Consider the following 22494-nt stretch of genomic DNA (forward strand, 5'->3'; position numbering starts at 1 on the left):
TCGTCAGTCCGGTTGGGGCAAGCCGTATCTGTCGCGTATCGTTGCGCCTTCATATTCGCGCGGGTAAACGCCTCGGTCTTGCAGCACCGGCACGACTTTTTCGACGAATTCGGCGATATCGTCAGGGGCGCGGGGCGGCTGCAGGGTATAGCCATCGACCGTGCCGTCTTGCCAGAGGTCGATCATGCCGTCCGCCACCTCTTCCGCTGTGCCGAGTAGCAGCCGGTGGTGCCCCTCCGAGCGCCGCACGGCCTCGCGGGCGGTAAGCTTTTCGTGGGTCAGTAGCTCGGAAAGGCCAAGCCCCATGCCCACTGCCCATTGGCGGTTCGGGTCGGGAATGAAGCGCTCGCCATCCAGTTTCGCATCGGGATCGAAATCGCGGGGTTCGATACCGTTTTCCTTGGCGAAGCGCGCCAAGAGACCGTCTTCCGAGCCGGTTCCGCTGTAGAGTTCGTGTTTGCGCAGCGCTTCCTCGCGGGTTTCGCCGAGAATGACGACGAGGCCGGGAACGATGCGGATGCCGGAGGGATCGCGGCCGAAGGAGACGGCGCGGTCACGGACCTTTTTGCCAAAGGCCTGGCCGGCGGGGCGTGACAATATGTTGCAATAGATGATCTCACCATGGCGCGCCGCCAGATCGATGCCGCCTTCGGAGGCGCCCGCCTGGGCGATGACGGGGTGCCCCTGCGGCCCGCGCGGCACGTTGAGCGGTCCTTTGACATGGAAATATTGCCCCTCATGATCGATCGTCTCGGCCGTCGCCGCATCCCAGAAACGGTCTTCCGGCACCTCGCCTTCGCGGCGCGGATCCCAGCTCGACCAGAGCTTTTTCGCGACATCGAGAAATTCGGTGGCCTTGGCATACCGCTCATTGCGGGGCGGTAGCGGATCATTGCCAAAATTGGCGGCGACGTTCGGATTGAAGGAAGAGACGATGTTGACGATCAACCGACCACCGGTGACGATATCGATGGATTGCGTCCGTCTGGCGAAATTATAGGGCGAATTATAGGTGGAGGACACCGTCGCCACAAAGCCGATATCCGGCACCTGTGCGGCGAGCGATGTGGAGAGGATAAGCGGATCGATGGTGTGAAACGGGCGGCTTGTCGGGTCGGTCAGCAGCGCCGGGTGATCGGAAAGGAAAACGGCGTCGAACCGGCCTTTGTGGGCCAGTTCCGTCAGCCGCCGGTAATAGCCGATATCGTTGATATCGTGCCGGTCTCCGCTCCTGTATTTCCAGGCATTGGCGAGGTATCCGGTGGTGTTGATGCCGACATTCAGATTGAGCCGGCGTTTGTTCGTGCTCATGCTTCCACTTTTCTTTCAGGTCTGTTGGATTGCCGGCCTGCGGATCCGGCGTAATTGTGGGGAAGCGTAACAGCCGGGGTTTCGGTCGCGAGTTAAAAATCCTTGCTGCTCGGAGAAGAAAAACTTTCGAGCCATGGTTGCGTCGGCGCGCAAGGAGACGCCTCCCATCAAGCACACTCGGCCAAGGCATCGTTCGAAAATGATGCCATTTCCGAAAGGATATTTTGTCTACAGCGTGAGTGCTGGCGATCTGGAAACGAATTTCCTCAATGGCCTCCCAAATAGTACACTTTATCTATAGAAAATATTTCATCGCGTGTAGCGTGCCTCCAGATCGCAATTGAGAGGACGAACGCCATGGCTGATGCGGCCGTTCGCCTCGCACATCGGATTTATTCGGAGACAGACATGACCTTTTCCAGACGCCAGTTTCATAAGATTGCACTCGCCGCCGGCGCTTTCGTGGCACTTCCGGGCGGTTCTTTTGCCGCTGCCGAAGAGCCGGTTTCGGGCGGCACGCTCAAGATCGTTTATTTTCCCGAGCCGACCCAGCTTGTGGCGATCAATACCAGCGCGGGTGGCCCGCAGTTCATCGGCTCGAAGATTTATGACGGGCTTTTGACGTACGATTACGAACTTTCGCCCAAGCCAAGCCTTGCCAAAGAATGGAGCGTTTCCGCCGACGGGCTGGAATATGTCTTCCATTTGCAGCCGAATGCGAAGTTCCATGACGGCAAGCCGGTGACATCGGCGGATGTGGAGTTTTCGATCCTGCGGCTGAAGGAAGCCCATCCGCGTGGTCGGGCGACTTTCTCGCATGTCGAAAGCGTCGATACTTCCGATCCTTTGATCGCAAAGGTGAAGCTTTCCAAGCCGGCGCCGGGATTGATCACTGCGCTCGCCTCATCGGAATCGCCTGTTGTGCCGAAGCACATCTTCGAGACCTTCAAGCCGACCGACAATCCGAAACCCGCCCAGATCATCGGCAGCGGTCCATTCGTGCTGAAGGAATGGGTGCCGGGCAGCCATATTCTTCTGGAAAAGAATGCCGACTACTGGGACGCGTCAGGCCCCTATCTCGACCGCGTCATCATCCGCCTCATCAACGATGCGGGCGCTCGCGCGGCGGCGCTCGAAACCGGGGAGGGCGACATCGGCCCGAACCCGGTGGCGCTTGCCGATCTGGAACGGCTGAAATCAATCCCGACGCTGAAGGTGGATGACCGCATCTATGCCTATGCCGGTCAGCAGAACCAGCTCGTCATCAACCTTGAGAACGAATATCTCAAGGAATTGAAGGTGAGGCAGGCCATCGCCCACGCGATCGACGTTCCGGCATTGATCGACACCGTGCTCTATGGTTACGCCGTGCCATCGCCCACGCCGATCAGCCCCGGTCTTGCGAAATTCCACAATCCGGATATCGGTTTTGCCAAATTCGACGTCGGGCTGGCGGAAAAACTGCTGGATGAGGCAGGCTTTCCCCGCAAGGATGGCGGCAAGCGCTTCAAGCTCAGGGTCACGACCAACCCGTTCAACCCGCAGACCTATTCGGATTTCATCGCACAGGCGCTTTCCAAGATCGGCATCGAGGCGGATATCCAGAAATTCGATTTCGGCACCTATGTGAAGGTCGTTTATACCGACCGTGCCTGGGACCTTTCAGTCGAATCCCTCTCCAATACCTTCGATCCGACGGCCGGCGTGCAGCGCGTCTATTGGAGCAAGAACTTCAAGATCGGTCTGCCGTTCTCGAATGCCAGCCACTACGCCAATCCGGAAGTGGACCGGCTGCTGGAAGCGGCGGCGGTGGAGCCGGATATCGAAAAGCGTGCGGCTTTCTTTAAAGAGTTTCAGGCCGTCGTCGCCAAGGATCTTCCTGTCATCAATCTCGTCTCGCCGATCCAGCCGGTCGTCGGCAGCGTCCGCATCAAGGATTATGCGACGGGAGCGGAGGGTCTCAGCGGCAATCTCGCCAAAGCGTGGGTGACGAAGGAGGCGTAGCGCCTCCCCACCTCTCGTTTAAAGCCGTGTCAGAGTTTAAAAGGGTTCATCGCTATGAGCAGAAAATCCGAGAAGCTGGTCCTCAATGCGTTCATCTATCCGGGTGGACATCACGAAGCAGCCTGGCGTCACCCCGAGTCGGAGCCTCTCCGCGTCACCGATATAAGGCTCTATCAGGATATCGCCCGCAAGGCGGAGGCGGCAAAGCTGGATGCCATTTTCTTTGCTGATGCGCCGGTGCTGGACGCCAATATCCGTTATGCCGCCCGCCACCGGCTGGAGCCGATCACCATGCTGGCGGCCTTGGCGGCCGTCACCGAAAAGATCGGCTTCATTGCGACGGCCTCCACCACCTATTACGAGCCTTACAATCTCGCGCGGCTGTTCGCTTCGGTCGATCATATCAGCGGCGGCCGGGTGGGCTGGAACATCGTGACGACCTCGGTGGATGCAGCTGCCGGAAACTTCAATCTCCAGCAGCATCCGCCGCATGCCGACCGTTACCGTCAGGCGACAGAGTTCGTCGACGTCGTGACAAAGCTCTGGGACAGCTGGGAAGACGATGCCATCGTCGCCGACAGGGAGAGCGGTCTTTTTGCCGATACCGACCGCATTCATCCCGCCAATCATGAGGGCGAGTTCTACCGCGTGCGGGGCGCACTCAACATGCCGCGCTCGCCGCAGGGCCGGCCGGTCTATGTGCAGGCCGGCTCCTCGGAGGAAGGGCGCGGCTTTGCCGCCCGTTACGCCGAGGCAATCTTTACCGCGCATCAAACTCTGGAGAGTGCGCGGTCTTTTTATTCCGACATCAAGAGACGTGTGGCAGCCACGGGGCGTAATCCCGCCCATGTGAAAATCCTGCCGGGCATCAGCCCCTTCATCGCCTCCACCGAAGAGGAGGCGCGCAGGCTCGAGGCTTCCTTCAACGATCTCATCCAGCCGGCCTTTTCGCTCGGGCAGTTGCAGCGCATCACCGGCATCGATCTCTCATCGGCCGATCTCGACCAGCCCTTGCCGCAGGAAGCCGTGGAAGCGACACGCGCGCAGGCGGATAGCAGTCGTCACCAGCTGGTTCTCGATGTCATCGACCGGGAAAATCCGACGATCCGGCAATTGCTGCACCGGCTTGCCGGTGGGCGCGGCCACAAGGTGATTTCGGGAACGCCGGAACAGGTGGCGGACTGGATAGAGACCTGGTTCCGCGAGGGCGCTGCCGACGGGTTCAACATCATGCCGCCATGGCTGAATGGCGGGTTCGATATCTTCGTCGACGAGGTCGTGCCGATCCTGAAACAGCGCGGGCTGTTCCGCGAGGATTACGAGGGCGATACGCTGCGCGATCATTACGGCCTGCCCCGGCCGGAAAACATCCATGCGACGAAGGAGTTGCAAAGGGAACGCGCCTGAGGTGGGACGGGCGTGTTCAGGCGGCGGCCTCCAGGGAGCGTATATCCTCGCGCAACAAAGCGAGTAGAGATGCGATTTCCGGCAGTCGCCGCCTGTCAGGACTTGTCAGCAGGTGATAACGGCTGGCCGTCGGCTGCGGTGCGCCGAAGGGTGTGATCAAGCGGCCGGTTTTAAGTTCTTCGGAAATCAGCGAATGGCGCGCAAGGCCGATGCCATGGCCGGACAAGATTGCCTCTATCAACGCGGTCTGGCGCGAAAAGCGCGGTCCGGTTGCCGAAAGCCGCAGCGGAATGCGGCAGGCGCGAAGCCAGTTTGCCCATTCGAAGGCAGCATCCGCGCCATTGCCGCGCAACATCGCAAAAGAGAGATCCCGCAGCCGCTCGGCTTCGCCGCAAAGGCGATGACGGGCCGCGAAATCCGGCGTGCAGACGGCACTGACGGTATCGGCAAAAAGCGGTTCGTGAATGAAGCCGAGGATTTGTCCATGGGTCGCGACGATGGCGCAATCGGCATCGAAATGGGTGAGGTCAATGGTGTCGCCCTCAAGGGATTCGATTGAAAGGTCCACATCTCCGAGAGTAGGAACGATGCCTCCCAGCCGTGGCGCCAGCCAGCGGGCAGCAAAACAGCCTTCCGCCAGAACCTTCAGCTGTCGCCGGCCGCCGGAAGCCATGAGATCGGAAAGGCTACCTATCATGGTTTCGAAAGCGTCCGCGAGGCCGGGGTAAAGCGTGCTGCCGGCATCGGTCAGCACCAGTTCGCCGCGCTGGCGGCTGAAGAGCGGCTGGCCGAGATGGGTTTCGAGAATGCGGACCTGCTGGCCGATTGCGGCAGTCGAGACATGCAGTTCCTCCGCCGCCCGCGAGAAGCTGGCGTGACGGGCGGCAACGACAAAGGCGCGCAACGCCGTCAGCGGTGGCAGCCGGGAAAGTGTCGGCAAGCGAAAAGCCGCCCGCGCGACGGAAGGAGGGATGAATTCCGTTCTCATGGCCGTCTCCTCTTCATGGCTGGAGCATTTCCAGTAAAAGTGCGTAGCGGTTTTACGTCCGGAAAATGCGAAAAAACAAAGTGATAGAGCACGTCCGACGGATCCGTTTTGACCGGACGTGCTCTAGAATACCCGGCCTTCCTTCAGATGCGTCGTGGTGCCGTTGAGGTAGTAGTCGCCGACGACACGCGCCTTGTGGGCAAGCGGATTGTGGTTGTAGACCGTGCGGATGTTGCGCCAGTGGCGGTCGAAATTCCGCTCGCTCGATGTCGCCGAGCCGCCGCCGAGTTCGTAAAGATTGGTGGCGACCGTCAGCGAAAGCTGCGAGGCGATGATCTGGGTGCGGGCGGTGGCGAGCGAACCTTCCAGTAGGGCTGCCTCTATCGCCTCTTCATCGCCGCTGGCGAAAGCAACAGCCGTCCGGTCGAGCGTTCGGGCCGCCTCGCGGATCAGCGTCTTGACGGCGAAGGCGCCAGCGCTGATTTCGCCGAGCATCTTCTGTACGAAGGGATCCTGACTGGCGGTTTCCGCGCTGCTGTGGAGCGTGGTGCGTGCCTGGCGCTGCACATAATCGATACCGTCATTGAGTGCGCCCTGAACGGCACCGGCGGCGGAGGCTGCGAGATGCAACTGCCGCATGGCCGAGCTGTGGCGTCCGACCTGGCTGCCGAGCTTGCGGGTCGTCAGTTCATGCGGGAGCACTTCGACATTTTCAAGCAAAACGCCGCCGCTTGCCGTCATGCGCTGGCCCATGCTGTCCCAGTCGTCGAGAATGGTGATCCCGGGCCGATCAAGCGGAATGAGGACGCCGATCGGCTGTTCGTCGTCGCCGACAGCGCTGAAGGTGCCGAAATCTGCGAAGGCGGTGCCGGTCGCATACCATTTGCGGCCGTTCAGACGATAACGGTCGCCATCGGCGCTGAGGCGCGTGGTGATTTCGCCGGGGCGTTTGGTGCCCTGTTCCGTGCTGGCGCCCGCGAAGAGCTTGCCGGTGAGGACATTTTCGAGGTGCCGCCGATCCTCAAGCTCTATCGGTGTGAGAGCGAGGTTTTCGGTGAAATTGAAATGGCTGCGGAGTGCGTGCGGAATATTGCTGTCGGCTTCGCCGAGGATCATCAGCACTTCGATATAGTCCGCAATCGAGCCGCCCGGTCCGCCCTTAACCTCGGGGATGCGCAGCGTGCCGATCTTCGCCTGCTTGATCAGATCGAAGATTTCAAAGGGCAGTTCCCGATGGCGTTCACGGCGGGCGGCATCCTTGGCCGCGACAACCGCAATGTCCCTGGCGCGCGCCAGAATGTCGTCCCGGCTCGGTACGCCGGAATTGTCGGTGGTTGCGGTCTGTATTTTAGGATTGGACATTGCGGGTTTCCCTGAGCGGATGTGATGACCTGCGGCACGGTCGCGCCGCAGGCATTTTCTTCTGGACGATCAGGCGACCGCGCGCGGCTTGACGACCGGGCGCGGAGCGGGTTCGACATTACGCGGCACGCGGCCTTCGACGGGATGACTCGGATCGTTGAAACCGGGTGTGGAGGGATGGCCTGTTGTCACAAGGCTGTCGACGAGCGCCTCGTCTTCCGCATCGATCTTCACATCCAGCGCGCGGACGTAACCGTCCCAATGATCTTCAGTGCGCGGACCGGTGATCGCCGCTGTGACGAACTTGTTGTTCAGCACCCAGGCGAGCGCGAAATCTGCTGCCGAAACGCCCTTCGATGCGGCGTGTGCCGCAACCTTCTGGGCGATTTCGACCGATTCCGGACGCCATTCCGTTTCCAGAACCCGCTTGTCACCACGGCCGACGCGGGTATCGGCGCCCGGCTGCTCGCCCGGCTGATATTTGCCGGTCAGGACACCACGCGCCAGCGGCGAATAGGAAACGACGCCCAGCCCGTAATTATGGGCCGCAGGCAGCTGCTCGGCTTCCGCCGTGCGGTTGACGATGTTGTAGAGCGGCTGGCTGGCGATGGGCCGGTCGATGCCGAGCTGGTCGGCCAGATGCGAAATTTCGGCGATGCGCCAGCCACGGAAGTTTGAAACGCCGAAGTAACGCAGCTTGCCCGCGCGAATGAGATCTGCGATGGCGCGCACCGGCTCTTCCAGCGGCGCGTCGAAGACGGCGCGGTGGAAATAGAGAATATCGATATAGTCGGTGTTGAGACGGCGAAGCGAATTCTCGACGGTCTCGATCACCCACTTGCGCGAATGTCCACCGAGATTAGGCCCCTTGGTATGGGAATTGACGAATTTCGTCGCAAGAACCCAGTGATCGCGGCTGGCCTTGATGCCGCGACCGACGACTTCTTCCGACTTGCCGTCGTGATAGACATCGGCGGTATCGATGAAGTTGATGCCCTGCTCGCGCGCTTTGTCGATGATGCGGAAGGCCACGTCATCCGGCGTCGGACCTCCGAACATCATCGTGCCGAGGCTCAGCGGCGAAACCTTCAGCGCGCTGCGTCCGAGATAGCGATAGTCGACCATTATGGTTGCTCCTTCAAGTTATTGGGCATGGTTGGCAAGTTATTGGGCATGGTGGCAAGCCACGGCGTGGTTCTTGCCGAAAAGGGTGTAATCCGGCGCTTTTTCGCGACAGAGATCGGTGGCGAGCGGGCAGCGGGTGTGAAACCGGCAGCCGGATGGCGGGTTGTGCGGGCTGGGCAGATCGCCGGAAATGGGAGCCGCTTGCTTGCGACGCGCGGGATCGGGAACGGCTGCGAGAAGCGCACGGGTATAGGGGTGTTTCGGCGACGCCCAGAGCTCAGCGGTCGGTGCGCTTTCCACGATCTTGCCGAGATACATGACGAGAACGCGGTCTGAGAAATAGCGCACAACCGAAAGGTCGTGGGACACGAAGAGATAGGACAGCGAAAGCCGCTTCTTCATCTCCACCAGAAGGTTGAGGATCTGCGCCTGAATGGAAAGATCGAGCGCTGAGACCGGCTCGTCGCAGACGACCAGCTCCGGCTCCAGAATGAGCGCGCGGGCAATGCCGATGCGCTGGCGCTGGCCGCCGGAAAACTCATGCGGATAACGGTCGAGTGCGTCAGGCGGCAGGCCCACCTGCGTGACGATGGCCTCGACGATTTGCCCCTGACGCGCCCTGTCGCCAATGCCGTGCACCTTCAGCGGTCCGGTAAGGATGGTGCGAACCGTCTGGCGTGGATTGAGCGAAGCGAAGGGATCCTGGAAGATCATCTGGATGCGGCGACGGATGCCGCGCAGCTGCGACGACGACATCGCCGTGACATCGGCGCCCTTGAAGGTGATCCTGCCGGAAGTGGGCTCGACCAGCCGCATCAGCGACTTGCCGAGCGAGGATTTACCGCAGCCGGATTCGCCTACCAGCGCCACGGTCTCACCCGCCTCGATGTCGAGCGACACTTCATCGACGGCACGGACGGTTCCGCGTCCTCCTGAATAATGGGTGGAAAGACTATGCACTGACAAGAGCGTCATCGAATACCTCCTGGGATGTGGGGGACACGAAGGGGCAGGCGGCGTAGCGGCCTTCCGAGATGAGCCTCAGCGGCGGTACGAACTGCCCGCAGAAACCGCGGGCGCTCGGACAGCGTGGCCGGAAGGCGCAGCCGCGCTCGCCCGTGGCGGAAACGATGGAGCCCGGAATTTCGATGAGTGGCCCGTCGCGATAATGCTGGCCGTCTTCCGCGCGCGGAGAGGCGGCGAGCAGGCCGCGGGTATAGGGGTGGTAAGGATTGGAGAAAACCGGTTCCGGCAGGCCCTCTTCCACCTTGCGGCCGGCATACATGACCATCACCCGGTCGGCCCATTGCGCGACAATGCCGAGATCGTGGGTGATGAGGATGACGGCCATGTTGAGATCGCGGCGCAGATTGTCGAGCAGCTGGAGGATTTGTGCCTGTATCGTCACGTCCAGTGCGGTCGTCGCCTCGTCGGCGATCAACAGTTTCGGATTGCAGGCAACACCGATGGCGATCATCACGCGCTGGCGCATGCCGCCGGAAAGCTGGTGCGGATAATCGTCCACACGACGGCGGGCGTCGGGAATATTGACGAGGTCAAGAAGCTCGATTGCGCGTTTGCGCGCCTGATACCTGTCGATCCTTTCATGGATGCGTAGCACCTCGACGATCTGTTCGCCGACCGTCAGGACCGGGTTCAGCGACGTCATAGGCTCCTGAAAGATCATGCCGATATCCCGTCCGCGAATGCCGCGCCATTGCCGCTCGGAAAGCGGCAGGAGATCGCGACCCTCGAGCAGAACACGCCCGCCGGTCTTTGCATGCGACGGCAACAGGCCGATCAGGCCAAGCGCAGTCAGCGATTTGCCCGAGCCGCTTTCGCCGACGATCGCCAGCATTTCGCCGGACTGCACATCGAAGCTGACGCCCTTGACCGGCTGGGTGGAGCCGAAGCTGACGGAGAGATCGTGGACTTCGATCAGTTTGCTCATCGACGTTCCTCCGAGAAACGGGGGTTGAGCGCATCGTTGAGGCCATCGCTGATGAGGTTCAGCGAAATAACGGTGAAAACGATGGCGAGGCCGGGAAGGGCGGTCAGATACCAGGCGGTGCGGATAACGTCGCGTCCCGAACCGATCATCGAACCCCAGGAAACACGGTTGGGATCGCCAAGCCCCATGAAGGAAAGCGCTGCTTCCATGAGGATCGCGCCCGCCACCATAACGGAGGAGGTGACGATGATCGGCGGCAGGGCGTTGGGCAGGATTTCTTGGAACACGATGCGCGCGTGGCCATAACCCAGGCTGCAGGCGGCAAGCACATAGTCCTTCTCGCGGATGGCGCGGAATTCGGCGCGGGTCAGGCGCGCAACGAGCGGCCAGGTGATGATGCCGATTGCCGAGGTGACCGTGGTGATTGAAGGCTGGGCGATGGCGACCAGCACCACCAAAAGCACGAAATTCGGTAACGTCTGGAAGATTTCAATGATCTTGACGAGAATATCGTCGATGACGCCGCCGAAATAACCGGCGAAAGCACCGATGGTGATGCCGATCGTAAGCCCGATCAGGGTGGCGATGACGCCGACGGTGAGCGAGATGCGTGCGCCGTGCACGATGCCGGCCAGAACATCCCGGCCCATGGAATCGGTGCCGAGCGGATAGGCCGGATTCTGGCCGGGCCAGAGGAAGGGGCGGGCCACCATTTCCAGCGGATCACCGGGATAGATCAGCGAGGCCGTGAGAGCGGCGATGAGGACAGTGGCGAGAAACAGCAGCCCGACGATGGCGTTGGGGTTGGTCAGAAAGATTTTCAGTTCGCGGCGCAATCCGCGCCGTGGCACGGAGACGGAGCGGGCCGAAAGCGCGTCCGGTGCGTGGATATAGGGCCAGACCTTTTCTTCGGGTTTTTTCGGTTTCGGATTGGTCTCATCAGTGCTGAGTTCGGCCGGGTTGAGAACTGCTGACGTATGTGGGGAATTCATCGGCTTTCTCCGATGCGGGGGTCGAGCCATGCCTGCAACAGGTCCACAGCTGCATTGACGACAATGACAAGAAGGGAAGAGAGAAGCAGGATGCCGAGCAGCACGCTGAAATCTCGCGCCATGACGGCTTCGAAAGCAAGACGGCCAAGCCCCGGCCAGCTGAAGACGGTTTCAACCACGACCGCGCCACCCAGCAGGCCGCCAATATGCATGCCGGCCATGGTGGTGATGGGGATCAAAGCGTTGCGCAGAATATGGCGGGTGGTGAGCCTGAACGGAGAAACGCCCTTGGCCCGCGCCGTGCGCACATAGTCCTGGGATTTGACTTCCAGCATCGCCGCACGGGTGAGGCGGGCATAGATCGCCAGAAAATAAAGCGCCAGCGAAAGGGCGGGGAGAACGATATAGCGCAGCCTGTCCAGAAGGGCGTCGAGCCCGGTGAGGCTGCTGCCGATGGTGCTGTCGCCGCCAGACGGAAGCCAGCCGAGCTTGACCGAGAAGGTCAGGATGAGCATCAAGCCGATCCAGAAACCCGGCACGGAATAAAAGATCAGCGAGCCTATCGAAATGATCCGGTCCGGCAGCTTGCCGGAAAAGAGCGCCATGATGGAGCCGAGGAACACGCCGACGAAAATCGCGATAGCGAGGGCCGCTCCCATCAGCGCGAGCGTGCCGGGCAGGCGCTGGCCGATGAGGTCCGCCACCGGCATGCCGTAACGCGGTGAAAAACCGAGGCTGAATTGGGCCAGATTGCCGAGATAGTTCATGAGTTGATGCATGACCGGCAGGTCCAGTCCGAAGCGGGAACGGAGTTCGGCCATGGTCTCGACCGTCGCCGAACCCGCTTCCGCCGCCAGCACATCGGCTGCGTCGCCGGGCGCCAGCTGCAGCAGGAAGAAGTTCAGAATGACGATACCGAGAACCGTCGGAATGGCCTGAATGGCGACCCGTTTTGCCTGCGATAAAATCCGTTTCGAATTCGACATCGGCTCCAGTCCGTAAGCTTGGAAAACATGAAATCAGCCTTTGAAGGCGCGGGTATTAGTTGACTAATTTTATGGAATTTGTCAAAGAGTAATAGAATTATTTTCTTAAATTTACGATAAAGCGCGCCATAAAGAAAAGATAATTCCTATTAATGAGGGTGGTTGGTGCTTCATACCAATCTCACTCTCGTCTGCGGAACAAACTTCTTCCTAAGCGCAACTGTTCAGTTTTGCCGATTTTTTGTCGGTTCAATTAAGGAGATGTATCGCATGACTGTTTTCAACCAGACGACGCGGCGTGGATTTCTGCTGGCGTCCGTAGCGCTCGGCGTGGTGTCGCTGCCGGGGCTGAAGCTCCGTGCTGCGGAGCCGGCAAGCGGCGGTACTGCCACCTTGCTCATCTCATCGGAGCCGCCGGTACTGACGACGATCGCGCACACGGCCTATAATTCCGTCTATATATCGCCCAAGGTCACCGAAGGGCTGCTGACCTATGATTTCGATCTCAATCCGAAGCCGCTTCTGGCAAAATCATGGGATGTGAGCGCGGATGGCCTGCGTTACACCTTTAAACTCAGACCCGGCGTGAAATGGCATGACGGCAAGCCTTTCACCGCTGCCGACGTGGCATTCTCCATCAACACCATCAAGGAAGTGCATCCGCGCGGGCGCAATACCTTCCTGAACCTCACCAGCGTCGAGACCCCGGATGATCTGACGGCGGTGCTGGTTCTTTCCAAGCCCGCGCCTTACCTGATAACGGCGCTTGCCTCCGCCGAAACGCCTGTCGTACCCAAACATCTCTATGAAGGCACGAAAGTCACCGAAAATCCGATCAATCTCGCGCCTATCGGCACCGGCCCGTTCAAATTCAAGGAGTGGGTGCGCGGCAGCCATATCGTTTTTGAGCGTAACGCCGATTACTGGGATGCGCCACGTCCCTATCTCGACAAGCTTATCGTCCGCTTCATTCCGGATGCCTCGGCCCGCGCCATCGCCATCGAAACCGGCGAGATCGATCTCGCGCCCAGCACGCCGGTCGCCTATAGCGATCTCGACCGCCTGAAAGAGCTGCCGAACCTCGGCTTCGAGACGAATGGCTATCAATATTCGAATTCCGTCAGCCGGGTGGAATTCAATCTCGAAAAGGACGTGTTCAAGGATGTGCGCGTTCGCCGCGCCTTCGCGCATGTAATCGACCGCAACGTCATCTTCAACACGGTCAACTATGGCTATGGCGCGACAATCACCGGACCGATCAATCCGAAACTCTCGAAATGGTTCGTCGAGGATTTGAAGACCTATCCGATCGATCTGAAGGCGGCGGAAGCCCTGCTGGACGAGGCGGGATACAAGCGCGGTGCGGATGGCATCCGTTTCAGGCTCAATCTGGACTATGTGCCGAGCACCGAGGCCTATCCGCGCGGCGCGGATTACATTCGCCAGGCACTGGCAAAGGTCGGCGTGGATGTGACGGTGCGGACGCAGGATTTCGCCACCTATACCAAGCGCATCTACACGGATCGCGATTTCGATTTTGCCTATGAGGGCATGAGCAATCTCTTCGACCCGACCGTCGGCGTGCAGCGGCTCTATTGGTCCAAGAACTTCAAGAAGGGCGTACCCTTCTCCAATGGCGCCGCCTACAGCAATCCCAAGGTGGATGCGCTTCTGGAAGCTGCCGCAATCGAGATCGATCCGGACAAGCGCGTCGCGCAATGGAAGGAAATACAGCAAATCCTCGTCGAGGACGTGCCTGCCATTGATATCGTCGCAGCTCCGGAAATCACCATCTTCAACAAGCGCATAGCCGATCACACCATCGGTGCGGAAGGTGTGGCGGGAAGCCTCGCCTTCGCGCATATCGCCGCATCCTGATTGTCTTGCTAAAGCCGGCCCGCCTTTTGCAGCGGGCCGGAGCATCTCCTCTCCATCGACAGGCACCTCAGCATCGCTTTTGGGTGCCACCGTTTTCATCGAGGCCAAAGCCATGAGCACGACACTTTCTGAAATCTGGTACACACGCTGCCCGGTGCCCACGCCCGTGGGGCTGGCGGCGCAGCTTGGTTATCTCGGAGAGACCTTCGAGGAGGTCGGCATATCGCTGAAATCCATCATCGATTCGCCGGATCGCTCCGTCCGGCAGAGCCATTTCAACCACACGCTGGAATGGTCCTTCCGCCACGGCGGCAATGTGCCGCCTATTCGCGCCCGCTCGGAGGGGCGTAATACGCGGCTTATCGGCATTACCTGGACGGATGAATTTCAGGCGATCATCACGCTGCCGGAAACCGGCATCCGCTCGCTTGCCGATCTCGTCGGCCGCCGTTTCGGTGTGCCGCGCAGGCCTGATGGTATCGTCGATTTCATGCGGGCGACGGCGCTGAAGGGCATCACCTCGGCACTCTCGCTGGAGGGGCTGAAGATCGAGGATATCGAACTGAAGGATATCGTCATCAAGGATTCCGTGCTGGCCTCGCAGGAGGGACCGTCCCTGTTTGGCCTGAAGCGCCGGCAATCCTTTGGCGAGGAGGTTATCGCGCTGCTACGTGGCGAGGTCGACGCGATTTTCGTCAAGGGAACGGCCGGTATTGCTGCCGCGAACCTGATCGGTGCGGTGCAGGTGGCGGAGTTCGGTTTTCACCCTGACCCGAAGATACGCATCAACTCCGGCTCTCCCCGCGTACTGACGGTTGACGGGCGGCTTGCCGATGAGCGCCCCGATCTGGTGGAGCGGCTGGTCGCCGCCATTGCCAAAGCCTCGCTCTGGGCGGAGCAGCATCCGGAAGAAACGCGCCGTTTCATTGCGCGCGAGGCGGGTGCGACCGAAGAACAGGTTCTGGCCGCCAACGGCCCGGATGTCCACCGCCATCTAGGCCTCGGCCTTGATGCGGACCTCGTTGCCGCTGTCGGCCATTACAAGGATTTCCTGCATCAATGGGGCTTCCTTGAAAACGACTTCGATCTCGGTGCGTGGATTGACGATCGTTTCGTCACGGCAAGTGAAAGGGCGGTGGCATGAGCGCTGCAATATCCGCCGTTCCTCGATCGCTGGAACAGTCATCCAGCCCGATTGCCATTGCAACCGCGCTCGCCGAAGGTTTCAGCCTGACCGCTGCGGACTACGACAAAAGCGGCGAGTTCGCCGCCGGCAATTTCGAGGCGCTGTTCAAGTCTGGCCTGCTCGGGCTCGTCACGGCTGAAAAGGACGGCGGCTGGGGAGAGGGCATGGAAACGGCGCATGCCGTCATCGCGGCCATCGCCAAGGGTGATCCGTCCACCGCTCTCATCCTCGCCATGCATTACAGCGTTCACGCGGCCATCCGGCGCGGCAAATGGCCGGCTGCTTTGGCGGCAAAGGTGCTGGCCGCCAACAGCAGGCAACCGGCGCTGTTGAACAATGCGCAGGCGGAACCGGGCATCGGTTCACCCGCCCATGGCGGCCTGCCGGAAACGACGGCGCGGATCGAGGGCGATGTCTGGGTGGTCAACGGCCGCAAGAGCTTCGTGACCGGCCTGCCGGGCCTGAAATGGGCGATCGTGCTTGCCCTCACGACGGAAGAGGCGCCGCGCCTGATCCAGCTTCTGGTGCCGCTCGATGCGCCGGGCATCGCCCAGGAGAAGGCATGGGAAGCGACCGGCATGTATGCGACCGCAAGTGACGATCTGGTGCTTGAGGAGGTAAAGGTGCCGCTTGCCGAGATCGTCGCCGAACAGCCGGCGGACGAGCCGTTGCGGCGCGATGAGGCTGATGGTTACAATTTCTTCGTGCTGCTGGCTTCCGTCTACCACGGCGTTGCGCTGTCCGCGCGTGATGCCCTGTTACGGCATCTGACGGGCCATGTTCCGGCAAGCCTCGGTGCGCCGCTGTCATCCATTCCGCGCATTCAGGAGGGTCTCGGCCAGATCGAAGTGCTTCTCACGGCGAATAGGCGCTTACTCCTCTCCGTCGCCCGCGATATCGATGTGGGAGAGAAGGTGGGAACGGATGCGCTCGCCGTCCGTCATGTGGTGATCGACAATGCGGTGGCGGTGACGGATCTGGCGCTGGAGCTTGGCGGCAATCGTGGCCTGCGCCGGGACTATAATCTCGAACGGCATCACCGCGACGCCATCACGGCGAGGGCGCATGCGCCGCAAAGCCACATGATCCGCACGATTCTCGGCCGCCAGATCATCAAGTCCGCCGGCGGCTGATCACATGGAGATAGGGGCGACCTTGCCCGGCAGGGCCGCCCCTAGTTCAAGCAGTCGGCATCAATCCCGGAGTAGCGGCAAAAGTTTGTCGCCCTGCCGTTCAATCTCCTGAAGGTAGGGCGTGTCGGACAGCACGAAATGGGTGATACCGAGCGCGCGATATTTGCGCAGTGAAGCGGCCACGTCTTCCGCTGAACCGACGAGCCATGTCGTTCCGGCGCCGCCGCCGCCATACTTGCCGGGCGCGGTGTAAAGATTGTCGTCCAGCACATCGTTCTGCCGGTGCAGGTCCAGCAGGCGGCGCTGGCCGACTGCAACCCCCTGAAGATGATCGTTCCAGCGCACGCCGTTGTTTGCGGCCATCTCGGCAACCTTCGCTTCCGCATCGCGCCACGCCTCGGCCGTGGTTTCGCGCACCAGCGTGGTGATCCGCAGGCCGAATTGCAGCGGTGGCAGGTCGCGGCCAAGCTTCTCACTGAAGTGCCTGAGCCGTTCGATCCGTTCGCGGACGCCGGCAAGCGGTTCGCCCCAGAACAGCTGCACATCGGCTTCGGTTGCGGCAACCTGTTCGGCAGCCTCGGAAGCGCCACCGAAATAAAGCTTGGGATGCGGCCGATCGACGCGTTCAACGATGCGCGGCGAGACGGTGGAGTTCTTGACCCGGAAATGTTCGCCGTCGAAAGTGACGTTTTCCTCGGTCCAGAGCCGTCGCACCAGCCGCATGAACTCTTTCGTGCGTGCATAACGCTGCGCCTGATCGCCTTCTTCGTCGCCATAGGCCGAAAGCTCGTCCCGGCCGGAGACGACATTGATCCGCACCCGGCCGCCGGAAAGCTGGTCGAGCGTGGCGGCGGCCGATGCAAGGTTGGCCGGCTTCCAGTAACCGGGGCGGATGGCGATCAGCGGCTCGAATGTGGTGGTGCGCGCGGTAAGCGACGCCGCCACCGTAAAGGTATCCGGACGCCCCCAGCCGGTGCCGATCAGCGCGCCTTTCCAGCCATGGTTTTCCAACGCTCTGGCATGGCTGGTCAACGTATCGAGGCTGTTATGGTCTTCACTGACGGCATCGCCCCTATGGCCGGGTTTGACGTCATTGGGGATGTACCAGAGAAATTCGCTCTTGCTGCTCACATTATCCGCCTGAATTTTGGTTTTATGCCGCGGTGGAATGGCCCGCCGATGTTCGGCCCTGGTCATTTTTTAGGTTCGGGAGGCGCAGCCTCCGATAGTGCGAGAATGGCAAACCGGCGGCGGCCCGGCCAAGCAGCGGTGTTTCTTTTGGGGTGCGGCAGAGGAAAAACTTTCCGCGCCTGCGCTTTATTATGCACATATTTTCCATAGAAAATATTTAAGGAAATGATTCCGTTTGAACGGCGTTGGAGCCACTGTAGAGAAAACATTTTCCGATCTTCTGAAATTGTCTGGATCGATTTTTCCTGAGTTCGGGAAAGTTGAGCAAGGCAATAGTCGATTAAAATCGTGAAATTCACCATTCTTGATACACACCGCCCGCAAACCACGGAGTAGGCATGTGTACGACCTTGATTGTTCCCGGCCTTAACGGTTCGGACGAGGGACATTGGCAGAGGCATTGGCTGCTGGACGATCCGCAGGCGCAACTGGTCGATCAGGAGGACTGGGACTGCCCGGTTCTTGACGATTGGCTTGCTCGTCTGGAGGTGGCGCTCGCCGCAACCGAAAGCGCCTATATCGTCGCCCACAGCCTCGGTTGCCTGCTTGTCGCGAATATGGCGTCGCGAGCCGTCGCCAGCAAAATCAAGGGCGCGCTTTTGGTGGCGCCCGCCCATCTGGACCGGGTAGAGGCGATGCACCCCTGCATCGTCCGCTTCGGCGCATTTCCTCAAGCGCCGCTCGCTTTCCCCAGTCTCGTCGTTGGCAGCACGAACGACCCCTATATGAACCCGGAAGAGCTGACGCGTACTGCTGCCGGCTGGGGAAGCGATCTCGTCAATCTCGGTTCGGTCGGGCATATCAATATCGCCGCCGGTTTCGGCCGGTGGCCAGAGGGCTATGCTCTCTTCGACCGCCTGAAAACGGCGGGCGCATCTGAAAAGGCGGCGACCAGATCGAGAATACGCGGCTTGCCCGCGATACACGGCGCGCATCTGGGTGATGCTGGCGCTCTGTAGTCTTTTTGTTCCAAGTCGGCGCGCTTTGAGTGGTCACCTCTGAGTGCTATCGCGATGATCCCATTATGGACGTTCGAAACGGATTTTTTCCCGTTGCCGCAACCTTAGTCCACATTTGCCGGCTATCCGCTAATTATAGAATAGTAATTTTATGGAAAATATTGACCATTTTGAGCAGCCGCCGGAGGATAGGGGACGTTGACCAAAGGAGGCGCACATGCCGCAGGGACTTCATGCGTTTACTTTCGATCTGTTCGGTCTGGCCGGGCGTCGCCCGCGCAAGGATGAGCAGGGCAATCTTCATCCGCTGGATCATTCCGGGCGCATCCGGCGGGAGAAAAGCGATCTCGAACTCGAACGGGAAGAGATCTGCGAAATGAATTTCGCGATGTTCGGCCTTTATCCGGTCTTCTAGCATTCCGGCGACGAGCTTCGAAGCGCGGTTTTCCCGTGGAGATAAACTCTCTTTGTAGCGGGGAAATTGGAACAAAATTTCTTAAACGCGCCGGGGAATTGGTTACCCTTTTATCATCAAGCCGAATTGCCCGATGGGCGGATTGCAAAGGACCTGTCGATGAGCAGCGCTGACAAACCACTCGATTTTCTGTGGTTCATACCCACCTCAGGCGATGGCAGCTATCTTGGCTCCGATGATCTGTCGCGTCCCGCCGATCCCGGCTATTTCCGGGAAATAGCGCAGGCTGCGGATCGGCTCGGTTATTCCGGTGTGCTCATTCCCACCGGCGTCGCCTGCGAGGAATCCTTCATTCTCGCGGCTAATCTCGCCGCCTATACCGAAAAGCTGAAATTCCTCGTCGCCATCCGTCCGGGCGTCGCCTCGCCGGCCTATTACGCACGGCTGGCCTCCACGCTCGATCGTGTTTCCAATGGTCGGCTGCTTCTCAACATCGTCGTTGGCGGCAGCGCGCAGGAACTGGCCGGTGACGGCATTTTCCTGCCGCATGACGAGCGTTACGATCACGCCGACGAGTTCTTCCAGGTGTTCAATTCCCTGATCGAAACCGGCAAGGGAGATTTCGACGGCAAATATATCAAGGCGCAGGGTGCCAAGCTCGGCCTGCCGCCGGTACAGGAACCGCGCCCGCCGCTTTACTTCGGCGGTTCTTCCGATGCCGGCATCGAGTTTTCGGCCGGTATTACCGACAAATATCTGACCTGGGGCGAGCCGCCGGCACAGGTGGCGGAAAAAATCGCCAAGGTTCGCGCCGCCACTGCAAAAAAGGGACGGGAGGTCACTTTCGGCATCCGCCTGCATTTCATCGTGCGTGAAACCGACGAGGAAGCCTGGGCCGATGCCGACCGGTTGATTTCAAAGCTCTCCGACGAAACCATCGCTTCGGCTCAAGAGGTCTTTTCCAAGGCGTCGGACTCCGTCGGGCAAGCGAGGATGCAGGCGCTGCACAATGGCCGGCGCGACAGGCTGGAAGTCTCCCCAAATTTGTGGGCGGGCATCGGTCTTGTCCGTTCGGGCGCTGGCACCGCGCTGGTCGGCTCGCCGAAAACGGTTGCGGCGCGCTTGAGGGAGTATCAGGCGCTGGGCATCGATACCGTCATCGCGTCGGGATATCCGCATCTGGAGGAAGCCTATCGGCTATCCGAACTGCTGTTCCCGGAAATTGGGCTTGGCGGGCCGCGCAATCAGATCCGCTCGTCTTTCGGCGCGAAACAGGTTTTTGGCGGCGGCGGGCATGGCGGCAACGTCAAGCTGGTGTCTGGCTCGTGATCAACCGCCGGAAGGCAGGTGGCGCTGCCTTCCGGTTTGCAGTTCCAGCGGGCGCCTATCCGGCGGAGCGTCCGCAGCAGAAGATGAACTGCATATAAAACATTATTTCCATAGAATATAAGTATTATGGAAAACGATGTCTATTTCAGGCCCCGCCACCGCTGCTAACTATTGATCAGTCAGCTGTTTTCAGGAGCGTCCGATGACATTGCAATATGCAGCCAAGGATCAACAATTCATCAATCTTCGCGATCCCGTCTCCGGCAAGGCGGCGGATGCCGACAGCCTGAAGGCGGCGCTCAGAACGCTGGGCGGCGGCGTCAGCGTGATCACGGCGGGCGAGGGTGACGCGCGCACGGGCGCTACGGTGACATCCGCCACCGCCCTGTCTGTCGATCCGCCAAGAATGCTGGTTGCGCTCAACCGTTCCTCATCCACATGGCCCGTGGTGCAGCGTTTCGGTCATCTCGCCATCAATATCATCGGACCGAACCACCAGTTCATCGCCAACCAGTTTGCCGGCATCGGCGGTCTGAAAGGGGTGGATCGTTATCGTGGTGCGGAATGGACCCGGCTGGCGAGCGGCGCACCCATTCTCGAGGATGCCGTTGCCGCGATCGATTGCACTATCGAAGAGACGATCGAGCGGCACAGCCACGTCATCGTCATCGGCAAGGTCGAGGCGATCCGCCTCGGCTCGGGCCATTCGCTGGTCTATCAAAACGGACGTTATCATTCGCTGGACTGAGCGCCGGCCGCTCCGGCGCTTTCACTCGGTCATTCTTTGAGGGAGTTGAGCATGGGATCCGTCACGCCACTTGGCGAAAGAATTCGTTTCGTGTCCCCGCGTCTCGGCGCGGATGGCGATGTGCTGACCGTCGCCCGAACGATCGCCGAAAAATGCGCCGTGGAAAGTCCGGGACAAATCCATGCCCGGATTGCCCGTTCCGGCCTTCTCGCCCTCTCCGTTCCAAACGAACTGGGCGGGGCGGATATAACCAACGACATTCTCTCGCAGGCGCTTTCGATTATTTCCGCCGCCGATGCGGGAGCAGCGCGTGATCTCGTCGAACACTTCACCGCGCTTGAATTCATCAGGAATTCGGGAAGCGACGAGCAACGCAAGGCTCTCTTTGCCCGCCTCGATCTTGGCGAGACCTTCGCACTTGCATCGTCTGGCGCAGGAGTGGATCAGGCGGTTCTGGTGACTGGCGACGACTACGCTCTGCGCCTTCCCGATGAGGCCGCGCGATCGGTCACCGCCGATGCGGACTGGATCGTCGTTCCGGCCGTCAACGCGGCCGGGCAGGCTCTAATCGTCGTTTTGCGCAATCGGCCGAATACATCATGGGACGGCCTGCTGCGCGCCGATCAGGTTGCGTTCCTTGCTCAGGGTGCCGGAAATCTGGCCGCTTCCGTTTTCACCCTGCTGAAGGCCGCCGTGGCTCTGGGTGAAAAACAGCGTGAGCTTTCAGCACTCCTGATTGACAGACTGGCCGATGAAGGCGACACGCGGCCCCTCATCGGCGAAATATTTCTCGCCATTGAACTGCTGAAGGCGCAAATTTCCCGCCTCGCGACCAATATCGATGCGGCGCAGGTGGGTGCGGAAAACGTTACCTATCGCTCGGTCAGGAACAATGCCATCACGCTGGAAATCCTGATGGTACGCCTGGGCCTTATCGACGGCGTAAGCGAATCCGGGCTGATCGCATCTCTGGACGAGGATCTGCGCCGGCAATAAGCGAGGCTTATTTACCTGCGGGAATGGAACGCGCGTCCTGCCCATCCTTGGCGACGAATTGTGCGAGCGTCATATTGTCCAGGATGGTTGCGATGGCGTCACGAACGTCCGTCATCGAAACCCTGACCTGACAGGTCTCGGGATCGTCACAGTCGTCGCAGGCTTCAAAGGCGGTGCGGCTGGCACAGCGGATGGGGGCCAAAGGCCCGTCCAGCGTGCGAATGACCTGGCCGATCATGATTTCCGAGGGCATTTTCGACAGCGAATAACCGCCATTCGGTCCCTTCTTGGAACGCAGAATGCCGCTGTTGCGCAGCTCCAGAAGAATAGTATCCAGAAATTTTTTCGGAATATTGTTGCGGGTCGCAATCTCGGTCACGAAGGCGGTCTCGCCCTGGGGCAACCGCGCCAGATCGACAAGAGCCTTTAGTCCGTATTTGCCTTTTTTGGTCAGCATCGCATGATCCGAAAAGAGAGCCGGCACATTCTGGAGCGCCGGATCATGTTGTTCTCAACTTACTAAGTAGTTTTTA

Annotated in this window: 21 protein-coding genes; 10 read left to right on the forward strand and 11 right to left on the reverse strand. The window is 60.2% G+C overall.

Annotation, left to right across the window (positions count from 1 at the left end):
* Positions 1 to 3 precede the first annotated feature (3 nt).
* A complete protein-coding gene (locus RS75_RS03890) occupies positions 4 to 1311 on the reverse strand; it encodes an NtaA/DmoA family FMN-dependent monooxygenase (protein WP_045017545.1) in 1308 nt (435 codons plus the stop codon).
* 408 nt (positions 1312 to 1719) lie between these two features.
* Between RS75_RS03890 and RS75_RS03895 the strand changes: the two genes are divergently transcribed.
* A complete protein-coding gene (locus RS75_RS03895; RefSeq protein WP_045017860.1) occupies positions 1720 to 3315 on the forward strand; it encodes an ABC transporter substrate-binding protein in 1596 nt (531 codons plus the stop codon).
* A 54-nt stretch (positions 3316 to 3369) separates the two neighbouring features.
* Entirely contained in the window at positions 3370 to 4722 is a 1353-nt protein-coding gene (locus RS75_RS03900; protein WP_045017547.1) for an LLM class flavin-dependent oxidoreductase, read from the forward strand.
* 16 nt (positions 4723 to 4738) lie between these two features.
* Here the strand turns inward: RS75_RS03900 and RS75_RS03905 are convergent, their stop codons facing one another.
* The 7 genes from RS75_RS03905 to RS75_RS03935 form a co-directional block, all read right to left on the reverse strand.
* Positions 4739 to 5710 carry a LysR substrate-binding domain-containing protein gene (locus tag RS75_RS03905; protein WP_045017550.1) on the reverse strand — a complete coding sequence of 324 codons (972 nt, stop codon included), beginning with the start codon at positions 5708 to 5710 and terminating at the stop codon, positions 4739 to 4741.
* Positions 5711 to 5833: 123 nt separating this feature from the next.
* A complete protein-coding gene (locus tag RS75_RS03910) occupies positions 5834 to 7072 on the reverse strand; it encodes an acyl-CoA dehydrogenase family protein (RefSeq protein ID WP_045017551.1) in 1239 nt (412 codons plus the stop codon).
* A gap of 69 nt (positions 7073 to 7141) precedes the next feature.
* A complete protein-coding gene (locus RS75_RS03915) occupies positions 7142 to 8197 on the reverse strand; it encodes an aldo/keto reductase (RefSeq protein WP_045017553.1) in 1056 nt (351 codons plus the stop codon).
* Between the two features lie 39 nt (positions 8198 to 8236).
* A complete protein-coding gene (locus tag RS75_RS03920) occupies positions 8237 to 9172 on the reverse strand; it encodes an ABC transporter ATP-binding protein (protein ID WP_045017555.1) in 936 nt (311 codons plus the stop codon).
* Positions 9150 to 10148 (reverse strand): ABC transporter ATP-binding protein, encoded by a 999-nt coding sequence (locus tag RS75_RS03925; protein WP_045017557.1) that lies wholly within the window; start codon positions 10146 to 10148, stop codon positions 9150 to 9152. The genes RS75_RS03920 and RS75_RS03925 overlap by 23 nt, the downstream gene beginning before the upstream one ends.
* Positions 10145 to 11140 (reverse strand): ABC transporter permease, encoded by a 996-nt coding sequence (locus RS75_RS03930; RefSeq protein WP_045017560.1) that lies wholly within the window; start codon positions 11138 to 11140, stop codon positions 10145 to 10147. The genes RS75_RS03925 and RS75_RS03930 overlap by 4 nt, the downstream gene beginning before the upstream one ends.
* Positions 11137 to 12126, reverse strand: a complete 990-nt coding sequence (locus tag RS75_RS03935) for an ABC transporter permease (protein ID WP_045017562.1) — start codon at positions 12124 to 12126, stop codon at positions 11137 to 11139. Before RS75_RS03935 ends, RS75_RS03930 begins: the two co-directional genes overlap by 4 nt.
* Before the next feature lie 270 nt (positions 12127 to 12396).
* Here RS75_RS03935 and RS75_RS03940 point away from each other — a divergent pair, with 270 nt between their 5' ends.
* The 3 genes from RS75_RS03940 to RS75_RS03950 all read left to right on the forward strand — a co-directional run bounded on the left by RS75_RS03940 (position 12397) and on the right by RS75_RS03950 (position 16323).
* Entirely contained in the window at positions 12397 to 14004 is a 1608-nt protein-coding gene (locus RS75_RS03940) for an ABC transporter substrate-binding protein (protein WP_045017565.1), read from the forward strand.
* A gap of 112 nt (positions 14005 to 14116) precedes the next feature.
* The gene (locus RS75_RS03945) at positions 14117 to 15148 is read left to right on the forward strand and encodes an ABC transporter substrate-binding protein (RefSeq protein ID WP_045017863.1); all 1032 of its coding nucleotides are present in this window, start codon (positions 14117 to 14119) and stop codon (positions 15146 to 15148) included.
* Complete coding sequence (locus RS75_RS03950) at positions 15145 to 16323, forward strand: acyl-CoA dehydrogenase family protein (RefSeq protein WP_045017567.1); 1179 nt, start codon at positions 15145 to 15147, stop codon at positions 16321 to 16323. Before RS75_RS03945 ends, RS75_RS03950 begins: the two co-directional genes overlap by 4 nt.
* A 60-nt stretch (positions 16324 to 16383) precedes the next feature.
* Here the strand turns inward: RS75_RS03950 and RS75_RS03955 are convergent, their stop codons facing one another.
* A complete protein-coding gene (locus tag RS75_RS03955) occupies positions 16384 to 17454 on the reverse strand; it encodes an LLM class flavin-dependent oxidoreductase (protein WP_045017865.1) in 1071 nt (356 codons plus the stop codon).
* Positions 17455 to 17516: 62 nt separating this feature from the next.
* Entirely contained in the window at positions 17517 to 17816 is a 300-nt protein-coding gene (locus tag RS75_RS26585; protein ID WP_160297174.1) for a hypothetical protein, read from the reverse strand.
* A 36-nt stretch (positions 17817 to 17852) separates the two neighbouring features.
* Between RS75_RS26585 and RS75_RS03960 the strand changes: the two genes are divergently transcribed.
* The 5 genes from RS75_RS03960 (at position 17853) to RS75_RS03980 (ending at position 21961) form a co-directional block, all read left to right on the forward strand.
* The gene (locus RS75_RS03960; RefSeq protein ID WP_045017569.1) at positions 17853 to 18473 is read left to right on the forward strand and encodes an alpha/beta hydrolase; all 621 of its coding nucleotides are present in this window, start codon (positions 17853 to 17855) and stop codon (positions 18471 to 18473) included.
* 217 nt (positions 18474 to 18690) lie between these two features.
* On the forward strand, positions 18691 to 18888 hold the full coding sequence (locus RS75_RS26740; protein WP_045017571.1) for a hypothetical protein: 198 nt from the start codon (positions 18691 to 18693) through the stop codon (positions 18886 to 18888).
* A 159-nt stretch (positions 18889 to 19047) separates the two neighbouring features.
* Positions 19048 to 20217, forward strand: coding sequence for an FMNH2-dependent alkanesulfonate monooxygenase (ssuD, locus tag RS75_RS03970; protein ID WP_045017573.1), 1170 nt, complete (start codon positions 19048 to 19050; stop codon positions 20215 to 20217).
* 202 nt (positions 20218 to 20419) lie between these two features.
* Entirely contained in the window at positions 20420 to 20965 is a 546-nt protein-coding gene (locus RS75_RS03975; protein WP_045017575.1) for a flavin reductase family protein, read from the forward strand.
* Between the two features lie 51 nt (positions 20966 to 21016).
* On the forward strand, positions 21017 to 21961 hold the full coding sequence (locus RS75_RS03980) for an acyl-CoA dehydrogenase family protein (protein WP_045017577.1): 945 nt from the start codon (positions 21017 to 21019) through the stop codon (positions 21959 to 21961).
* Between the two features lie 7 nt (positions 21962 to 21968).
* Here the strand turns inward: RS75_RS03980 and RS75_RS03985 are convergent, their stop codons facing one another.
* A complete protein-coding gene (locus RS75_RS03985; RefSeq protein WP_045017867.1) occupies positions 21969 to 22418 on the reverse strand; it encodes an RrF2 family transcriptional regulator in 450 nt (149 codons plus the stop codon).
* Positions 22419 to 22494: the final 76 nt, after the last annotated feature.

The sequence above is a fragment of the Rhizobium nepotum 39/7 genome (assembly GCF_000949865.1).
GTDB classification, from domain to species: domain Bacteria; phylum Pseudomonadota; class Alphaproteobacteria; order Rhizobiales; family Rhizobiaceae; genus Agrobacterium; species Agrobacterium nepotum.